This is a genomic window from Halomonas sp. BM-2019 (genome assembly GCF_017584085.1).
In genome coordinates this window covers 2,243,767-2,252,872 of the sequence record NZ_CP071922.1, presented here as the reverse complement: position 1 = coordinate 2,252,872, position 9,106 = coordinate 2,243,767, and the positions used below count along the sequence as shown (strand labels likewise).

The 9,106-nt window shown below is 69.9% G+C and carries 8 protein-coding genes; 2 read left to right on the top strand and 6 right to left on the bottom strand.

Annotated features, from left to right (window positions below; translation table 11 throughout):
- Positions 1–403: 403 nt before the first annotated feature.
- The 5 genes from J5F18_RS11180 to J5F18_RS11160 all read right to left on the bottom strand — a co-directional run bounded on the left by J5F18_RS11180 (position 404) and on the right by J5F18_RS11160 (position 6,002).
- The gene (locus J5F18_RS11180; RefSeq protein WP_346298716.1) at positions 404–1,645 is read right to left on the bottom strand and encodes an FAD-binding oxidoreductase; all 1,242 of its coding nucleotides are present in this window, start codon (positions 1,643–1,645) and stop codon (positions 404–406) included.
- A gap of 178 nt (positions 1,646–1,823) precedes the next feature.
- Entirely contained in the window at positions 1,824–2,279 is a 456-nt protein-coding gene (locus tag J5F18_RS11175; protein ID WP_346298715.1) for a TerB family tellurite resistance protein, read from the bottom strand.
- Positions 2,280–2,345: 66 nt separating this feature from the next.
- Positions 2,346–2,843: a hypothetical protein gene (locus J5F18_RS11170; RefSeq protein ID WP_346298714.1), complete on the bottom strand. Its 498-nt coding sequence runs from the start codon at positions 2,841–2,843 to the stop codon at positions 2,346–2,348.
- A 61-nt stretch (positions 2,844–2,904) separates the two neighbouring features.
- Positions 2,905–3,636: a universal stress protein gene (locus J5F18_RS11165; RefSeq protein WP_346298713.1), complete on the bottom strand. Its 732-nt coding sequence runs from the start codon at positions 3,634–3,636 to the stop codon at positions 2,905–2,907.
- Positions 3,637–3,647: 11 nt separating this feature from the next.
- Positions 3,648–6,002 carry an ATP-binding protein gene (locus tag J5F18_RS11160; RefSeq protein WP_346298712.1) on the bottom strand — a complete coding sequence of 785 codons (2,355 nt, stop codon included), beginning with the start codon at positions 6,000–6,002 and terminating at the stop codon, positions 3,648–3,650.
- Positions 6,003–6,246: 244 nt separating this feature from the next.
- Between J5F18_RS11160 and J5F18_RS11155 the strand changes: the two genes are divergently transcribed.
- Entirely contained in the window at positions 6,247–6,468 is a 222-nt protein-coding gene (locus J5F18_RS11155; RefSeq protein WP_346298711.1) for a hypothetical protein, read from the top strand.
- A 3-nt stretch (positions 6,469–6,471) separates the two neighbouring features.
- Here the strand turns inward: J5F18_RS11155 and J5F18_RS11150 are convergent, their stop codons facing one another.
- Positions 6,472–7,788, bottom strand: coding sequence for a diguanylate cyclase (locus J5F18_RS11150; RefSeq protein ID WP_346298710.1), 1,317 nt, complete (start codon positions 7,786–7,788; stop codon positions 6,472–6,474).
- 234 nt (positions 7,789–8,022) lie between these two features.
- Here J5F18_RS11150 and J5F18_RS11145 point away from each other — a divergent pair.
- On the top strand, positions 8,023–9,106 hold a 1,084-nt coding region (locus J5F18_RS11145; RefSeq protein ID WP_346298709.1), incomplete at its 3' end, for a GAF domain-containing protein.

Genomic DNA, 9,106 nt, shown 5'->3' with positions numbered 1-9,106 from the left:
ATCGAGGTGCTGTTCACCCCCCTGAGCGGCGAACAGAAGATATTGCTGTTCAATATCCTGGCTACCGCCGGCTGGCTGGTGTTCGTGGTCACCCTGCTGATCAAGCTGGCCCTGCATCAGGTCAGGCGCGCGCGCGGCACCGGCCCCAGGAAATAGAGTTCATCGCGAACGGGTGGGAATGAGTTCGCAGGGAGTGAGTGGTGGGAGGCCGGGTTTCCCGGCGGTTCGACGCTTCGACGAATGGAGGCCGAAGGACTCCCAGGCGGCAGGAGCCGGCGTAGGCAACTCCACCGGGGCGCCTGCGGCGCCATTCGTCGAGGCGTCGAACCGGCGCAAAGCCGCCCTCCCACAAGTTGAGTTTCACGCTGATCCGCGATGAACCAAAGGTCACAGCTTCCGGGTCTCAGAAGCGGTCGGCGCGGAACGGCGTCATGTCCACGTCCGGGGTCTCGCCGTCCATCATCTGGGCCAGCAGCTTCCCGGTGACCGGGCCCAGGGTGAAGCCCTGGTGGCCGTGGCCGATCGCCATCCAGAGCCCCTCCTTGCCGGGCGCCGGCCCGATCACCGGCTTCATGTCCGGCATGCAGGGGCGCGCGCCCTTCCAGGGCTGGGAGTCACGCCGCTTGCCCAGCGGGAACAGCTTGCGCGCCACCTTCTCGGCGGCGGCCAGCTGCCGGTACTGCGGCGGGGAGTCCAGGTCGGCAAGCTCGGCGCCGGTGGTCAGGCGAATGCCTGCCCGCATCGGTTCGAGCAAAAAGCCCTTCTCGGCGTCCATGACCCAGTGGTTGAGCGCCGCCCCGCCCTCGGCCGAGTAGTGCATGTGATAGCCCCGCTTGACGAACAGCGGCACGGAGACGCCCAGCCGCTCCAGCAGCTCGCGGGACCAGGGCCCCATGGCCACCACCACCTGGTCGGCCTCCAGGGCCCCTTCGCTGGTCACCACCCGCCAGCCGGTGCCCGTCTGGATCACCTCCTCGACGCTGGCCAGCATGACGTGCCCACCCTGCGCCTCGAAGCTCCGGGCATAGGCCTGCACCAGGGCGCCCGGGTCCGCCACCATCCACGGTTGGGTCCAGTGGATGGCGCCCACCAGCCCCTTCGCCAGGTGCGGCTCCTTGGCGTAGAGCGCCTCGGCGTCCAGCTCCTCGAACTCCACCCCGTAGCGCTCGTGGTTCTCGCGGGCCTCCACCAGCCGCTCATCCAGCGCCTTGCGGGTGCGGTAGAGCTCCAGCCAGCCGCCCTGGCGCACCAGCTCCTGGGCGCCCGAGGCCTCGATCATCGGCGCGTGGGCCTCCTGGCAGCGCATGATCAGCGACGCCCAGGCCGGGACGATCTGCCGATAGCGCGTGGGGCCGGAGTTCAGCCAGTACTGCAGCAGCGGGCCCGCCGCGCTGACCATGCCGGTCGGCCGATAGCGGATGTCCACCTCGCGGTTGGGCATCACCCGCAGCAGGGTGCCGAGGTCGCGGGGAAAGGCGTAGGGGCGCACCGCCTCGCGCTGGATGATGCCGGCATTGCCGAACGAGGTCTCGCGACCCGGCTCACGCCGATCCACCAGGGTAACCGAATGGCCCTGGCGCGCCAGATGCCAGGCCACCGAGACGCCGACCATGCCAGCGCCAAGCACGACAGTATTACGTGACATTGTGATCTCCCGACTCGAACAGGGTGAAGCCCCACCGTTTCGCAGGGCATTCATGCGGGCGATTCTAGCAGGGCTTTTGATAATGTCTGCAGGACGGCGAAAGTTAAGTTTATTCTCCTACTCACAGAGATACTAACAGTGAGATTGTCGAATTTTTCTACCCGATGGAGAAAAAGACTCAGGCCTGCCCCTCCTGCACCCGCAGCTTGGCGCGGATGAAGTCGGCGTGACCGACATGCAGCAGCTCCGCCAGCTGCCGGATCCGATGCTCCTCGAGATGGTGATGCACCCCGTCGGCCAGGGCCAGCCGCCACATCATGCGCACCAGTTCGCAGCGCTTGGGGTAATCGTAGTGCTGCTTGATCAGGCTGACGAACTGGTAGTGATCCACCGAGCTCTCGACCTCCTCGCGAGCCATGGCCATCAGCTCATCCAGCGCCTCGTCCTCGAGCCCGAAGGTGTCATGGAGCATCTCGCGCAGGGCGTCGAGCTGGGCGGGGTCCTCGTGGTAGTCGGCGCGTATCACCTCGCACAGCAGCGCGGCCGTGGCCAGCTCCAGGGTAGGGGCCTGATCGTCATGCTGTTCGGGCTCGGCCAGGGCCTGCTGAAAGAAACGCTGGATGCTTGCGAGCACGGGAGGACTCCTGTGGCGGATGTAGGGGCTTGGACCGGCTCGCCCGCCGTGGCGTTTCGCCGGCCGTCATGCTTCCCGCCGGCAGCGCCAGCGCGCCAGCAGGTTGAGCAGTGCCAGGGCCAGCAGCCCGGCGGCCGCCCAGCCGAGAGCGTTGACCAGGTCATGGTAGCCGGCCGGCGGCGACTGGGGGCGCTGGGTCATGCCGAACTCCACCACCCGGGTCAGGGCGTAGAGCAGCAGCGCCAGCGAGCAGAGCGGCAGCGCCGAGCGGCGCCGCGAGAGCCAGCGGGTCAGGCCCCAGGGCTCGCCGGGGGCCGCCGGCTTGGCGGCACCCTTGGCGGCGGCACCCTTGGCGGCGGCACCCTTGGCGGCGGCAGGCTTGCGTGCGGCGGCGGGCTTGCGTGCGGCCGCCTTGCGCGGCGCCGCCCCCTTGCGCGAGCGGGGCGTCCCCCGCCGCGGCCCGGCCACCCGCCGCCAGACCCAGCCCAGGGTCCGCCACAGCGCCCAGCCCAGGGTGAAGCTTACCGAGAGCGCCAGGCCGCCCATCACCAGTACATACGCCATCGGGCGAATCCTTGAATGCCATTGCCGATCGCCTAGTGTGCCACAGGGGCGAGGGACGAGGTCAGGGCACCACCACCACCGGGATCGGGATCCGCGCCAGCACGTCGGGGTCCTCGTCGGACAGCCGGACCAGGGTCGTGCGGTTGATCACCAGGGCGCCGCGGCGGGCCCGGGCCAGGAAGCGCTCGAGTTCGTCCGCGGCCATGGGATGGCTCCGCGAGGCCTCGGCGAGGCTCTCCCCCCAGGGCAGCGTCGGCGCCTCGCCGTGGAAGTAGCGCAGCGGACCGGGCACCGGCGGGTGGCGCTCGTCCCAGATGATCACCGTGCAGGGCGCCTCCAGCACCAGGCGGCGGCTGGTGGAACCGAGCCGCGCACTCCACTCCCAGCGCGACGAGAGTCCCGCCTTGCCCAGCACCAGGACGTCCCCTGGCGTGGCCTCGCCCAGCGCCTCGCTGACCACCTGCCCGCGGCTCACCTGCAGACGATGGCGCAGCTCGCGACCGGCCACCGCCTCCTCCAGCGCCCGAGTGATGCGCTGCCCCTGGCGGGCCAGGCTCGCCTCGAGCGCGGTGCTCTCCAGGGGCCGGGTCAGCCCGGTGCTCGCCCCCACCTCGCAGGAGAACGGAAAGGACGCGCAGTGCAGCAGGTCGAGGTCCTCGATGAACAGCGCCACCAGCTCGGCGCGGACCTGGTCGGCCAGCGCCACCGCCGCCGCCAGCGCCGCCAGGCTCTGGCGGGAGTCGTCGAGCAGCGCCACTACGCGCATCGCCACGGGGCCGGGGCCGTCACTCATCGCTGCCGCCCTCATCCGCGGCCTCCTCGGCCTCCCCCTTCCCGCCACCCCGCCCCTTGCCGGCGTCGACCCGGGACGCCTGGGAAGCGGCCCCGGGCGTCCGGCTCGCCCGGGGCCTCGCCGGTGAGCAGCGCCAGCGCCTCGTCCACGTGGCGCACGGCGAAGATGCGGAAGCGGCCCGCGGCCATCGCCTGGCGCACCTCGGCCTTGAGCATCAGGTGCTCCACGTTGCTGGCCGGCAGGATAACCGCCTGGCCGCTGAGCTCGCCCCGGGCGCGGCAGACATCGAAGAAGCCCTCGATCTTCTCGTTGACCCCGCCCACCGCCTGCACCTCACCGTGCTGGTTGACGGAGCCGGTGACGGCATAGCGCTGGTCGAGGGCTACCCGACCGATGGCCGAGACCAGCGCGCACACCTCTGCCACCGAGGCGCTGTCCCCCTCGATGCCGCCGTAGGACTGCTCGAAGGCGAGGCTCGCCGAGAGCGACAGCGGCTCGTTGGCGGCGTAGCGGCCGGCCAGGAAGCGCGACAGGATCATCACCGCCTTGGTGTGGATGCGACCACCCAGGCGCGCCTCGCGTTCGATATCCACCACCTGGCCGGCGCCGGGGCGCGCCGTCGCGGTGATGCGGGTCGGCTGACCGAAGGCGAAGTCGCCCAGGGCCAGCACCGAGAGGCCGTTCACCTGCCCCACCGCGCGCCCAACGGTGGCGATCATCAGCGTGCCGCGATTGATCTGCTCGAGGCTGCGCTCGCGGATGCGCCCGGCCCGATAGAGCTGCTGGGCCACCGCCTTCTCCACGTGGGCGCGGGTGATCACCGTGGCGTCCTGCATGGCCGCCCAGTGGTCCGCCTCCTGGAGCAGGTCGCTCAGGTCGCGATGGCGGGCGGTGAGGCGCTGCTGGTCGTCGGCCAGGCGGCTGGCCCGCTCGATGGTCGCCGCCACCCCGCTGCGATCCAGGGGGCGCAGCGCCGCCTCCCGGGCCAGGGTCGCCATCATATGGGCGTAGAGGGTCAGATTGGCCTCGCTGCGGGGCAGCTCGTCCTCGAGGTCCACCTGCACCTTGAACAGCTCCAGGAACTCCGGGTCGTGCTCGCACAGCAGGTAGTAGAGCAGCCGCTCGCCCAGCAGCACGATCTTCACGTCCAGCGGGATCGGCTGGGGCTCCAGGCTCACCGTGCTGATCAGGCCGTAGGCCTGCTCCAGGGATTCGGTGCGGATCTCTCCCGCGCGCAGCACGCGCTTGAGGGTCTCCCAGGCGCCCGGCTGGGACAGCACGCCGCGCACGTCCAGCACCAGATACCCGCCGTTGGCACGATGCAGGGCCCCGGCACGGATCAGCGAGAAGTCGGTGAGCAGGGTGCCGTTGTGCACATGATGCTCGATGCGCCCCACCAGGTGCTGGTGGCCCGGCAAATCCTGGTAGATCACCGGCGCCCCGCAGGTATCGGCGTTGTCCACCAGCAGGTTGAGGTGGAAGCGGCTGAACACCGCCTCCGGGGGGATATCGGCGTCATCGGCAATGAAGGAGTCGACGTGCTGCACGATCGCCTCGCGGATCGACGCCAGGTGGGCGATCACCCCCTCCTCGTCGGCGTAGCGTTCCTCGAGCTCCGCCAGGGGCGCGCCGATGGCCGACTCCAGCACCGACGCGTTGAGCTGGTTGACCTGGTCGCGCAGCTCCTTGGCCAGCTTCGGCATGCGGCGGATCGCCTGGGTCAGCTTGCGCTGCAGGATCTCCACCGTGTGCTCGATGCGCTCCCGCTCCTCCTTGGGCAGCCTCTCGTACGCCTCCGGCGACAGCATCTTGTCGTCGTCGCCCGCCGGCGCGAAGGTGAAGCCGTTGGGGGTGGAGAGCAGCAGTACCCCCTGCTCCCGGGACTCACGGCGCACCGCCTCGATGGCGTCGCGCTGGCGCTCGCCCATGGCCTGCTTCAGTTCCTGCAGGCGGTTCTGGTACTCCTCGCTCTCGAACACCGCCGGGATGGCACTTCGCAGCTCGTCCACCAGCGCCTCGATGTCACGGCGCAGCTGGCGGCCCAGCCCCGGCGGCAGCTGCAGGAAGAGCGGCACCGACGGGTCCTCGAAGTTGAACAGGTAGCACCAGTCCGGCGGCGGCGCCTCGTCCCGGGAGCGCTCCTCCAGGAAGTGCCCCACCAGGCTATGCATGCCGTGACCCGGCTGGCCGAGCACGAAGAGGTTGAAGCCATCGCTTCTGATCGCAGTACCGAAGTCCAGCGCCTCCCGCGCGCGGTCGTGGCCGCTCAGCAGGTCCAGCGACTCCAGCTCGCTGGTCACCTCGAAGGAAAAGGCCTCCTCCGGGCAGGCCCAGTAGACCTCCGACACCTTGAGCGGCTCGACCATCGCCTCCTCCCTGCCAGGCCAGCATGAGTGAAACGCCCGTCTACTCCCAAGATGCCCGATCGCGCTGGCGGCCGCCAGCCCCTGCGCCCGCTGACGGTTGGCCGACGGGGAATCGCGGCGCTGCGCGACCTCCTCCGCCATCCGCACTGTCGGCGCTGGCCTACAGGGCCCGTCACCCCGGGCCACTAGCCTTCCCCGGACCGATCCCCTAGGCTGGCGTGACACTTCCAGGGAGGGAAGCGACATGTCAACCATCACCCTCGACCGCCATCCCTTCGGCGCCTTCATCCTGAACTGCCGCTGCGGCAATATCGAGATCGGTCGCGGCGAGGCACGCTGGCAGGCCTTCCTCGTCGCCCCGCTGCCCCATGACCTCGCCCAGGTCACCTGCCGGCAGTGCGAGGCCACGGCCAGGCTGCATCACCCCGTCAAGAGCCCGGCAACATCCGCGGCCATCCCCGATTAACCGTCACCACAGCACCTCCTCGCCCGGCGCCGGCTCACCGGCGATCACCACCCCGTTGCGCCCACCCCGCTTGGCACGGTAGAGGGCACTGTCGACACGGCCGAGCAGCACGGCCGCCGCGTCACCGGGACGGTACTCGGTGAGGCCGATGCTCACGGTGATCGATAGCCCCAGCAGGCGGCTCTCGGCGATCCGGGAACGCAGGCGCTCGGCGAAGGTGGCCGCACCGCGCAGCGGCGTGCCCGGCAGCAGGATGGCGAACTCCTCGCCGCCCCAGCGCGCCAGCAGGTCGGTGCTGCGCAGGCTGCCGGCCAGCCTTTCGGCGACGCGCCGCAGCACCTCGTCGCCCGTGTCATGGCCGTGGCGATCGTTGACCGCCTTGAAGTGGTCGATATCCAGCAGCAGCAGGGCCAGGGGCTCGGCGTCCCGTTCCGCCTGCTGCATGGCCTGGCGCAGGGCGCCATCGAAGGCGCGGCGGTTATAGGCGCCGGTGAGGTGGTCGCGGGAGGCCTGGCGCTCCAACTCCTGCTCCATGTGCTTGCGTTCGCTGATGTTGTGGAACACCGACACGAAGTGGCGCAGCCGCCCCTGGTCGTCATGCACCGCGGTGATCGACTGCCACAGCGGGTAGATCTCGCCATGGCGATTGCGATTCCAGATCTCGCCCTGCCAGTGGCCATCCTCCATGAGCGACCGCCACAGGCGCTGGTAGAAGGCCGCATCGTGGCGCCCCGACTTGAACAGCTTCGGGGTCTGGCCCACCACCTCGGCGTCGGTATAGCCGGTGATGTCGGTGAACGCCTGGTTGACCTTCTCGATACGCATCTCGGCGTCGGCGATCAGGGTCGCCTGGCCGGTCTCGAACACCGTGGCCAGCAGGGCCAGCTCCGCCTGCTGGCGCCTGCGCTCGGTGATGTCCTCCTTCACCGCCACGAAGCTGACGAGCTCGCCGCGGTCATTGCGCACCGGGGTGATGCTCTCCCGGGCCCAGTAGGTCTGGCCGTCCTTGCGCCGGTTGAGCAGCTCCCCCTCCCAGACGCGCCCGCCGAGGATCGCCTCCCACAGCTCGCGGTAGAGGCGTTCGGGGGTCTCGCCGGACTGGATCATGGCGGGCGTGCGGCCCAGCAGCTCCTCCGAGCGGTAGCCGGTGATCTCGACATAGCAGCGGTTGGCAAACTGGAAGCGTCCGTCGATATCGGTGATGGCGATGGCCACGGGGCTCTGCTCCACCGCCACCCGGAGCTGGCGGCAGAAGTCGTCCACCACACCCCGGTCGGGCGCTCCACAAGCCACGCCGGGAGGCGTCGAGTCGACGGCCATCGAGCCGTGATCCTCCATGAGGCAGTCCTCTTTCCCTTCGTCGCGCGCTATGCTAACAGCATAGCGCCATGCAGCAGGAGCAACTTAGGTCGCACCCCGGTGTCGGTTCCCGAAGCCGATACGGGACGTGGCGGGCGAGACGTTACGAGCCGGCGCCCTCGTCGTCGAAGCGCCGCCGCCACGGCTGGCCAGGCCTGCCCCCTTCGGGTAATGTCGCCGGAGAACGCTAAATCGATGGATCTCCCGATGCACGGCTCTCCTGCTCCGATCGATCCTGCCGAGTGCCTGGCGGCCCTGTCCCGCGCCAGCCAGGCGATGCTCGAGGCGGAGCACTGGTACGACGGGGTCGACCGCCTGCTGGCGGAGATCGGCCGCACCCTGGGGGTCAGCCGCGTATGGATCTTCCAGCTGCTGGAGCTCCAGCCCACGGCCGTCGTCCAGGACTACGTCTTCGAGTGGGCGCCCGCGGCGCACTATCGCCAGCTCACCCAGCGGCGCTTCCGCTTCTTTTCCTCCTCCCTGGCAGATCCCGAGTACCGTCGCCTGGTGGAAGAGCGCCAGGCCGGCAGGCGCCACGCCTTCTGCATCCCCGCCATGGCCCCGGGCCCTCTGCGCGAGAACCTGGAGAGCCAGGCGATCCGCTCGATGGCGACGGTGCCCATCGTCGTCCACGACCAGTGGTGGGGCACGCTGGGCATCGATGACTGCGAGCGGGCCGTTTCCTGGGAGGGGCCGGGGCTCGACCTGATGACGGCCGCCAGCCAGCTGATTGCCGCGGCCCTCTATCGCCACCAGCTGACCAGTCGCCAGCGCCAGATCGAGCTGTTCCACCGGGTGGCGGGCTGCGGCGTCTGGGAGGTCTCGCTGCGCAATGGCCGGGTCTGGTGCTCCCAGGCTCTCAAGATCGCCCTGGGCTATCCGGACACCTATCCGCGCCTGGCGCTGCGCCGTCTGCTTTGCCGGATCCAGCCCGATGACCGCCGGGAGCTGTGGCACTGGGTACGTACCTGCCTCGCCAGCGGCCAGCCCCAGCTCCGCCTGGATATCCGGCTGCGCACCGGCGACGGCCGCTGGGTGTGGCACGAGCTGGTCGCCGAGCTGCGGCGGGACCACCGCGGCCAGCCGAACAGCCTGGCCGGGCTGATCCTCGACATCAGCCAGCGCAAGTATACCGAGCAGCGGGCGCTGGCAGCCTCGGAACTGGATGCCCTGACGGGGGTGCTGAACCGCCGCGGCCTGGACCGCCACCTGCGCGACGCCTGGCAGACCGGCGAACGGCTGCACTTCCTGCTCTTCGATATCGACCACTTCAAGCAGA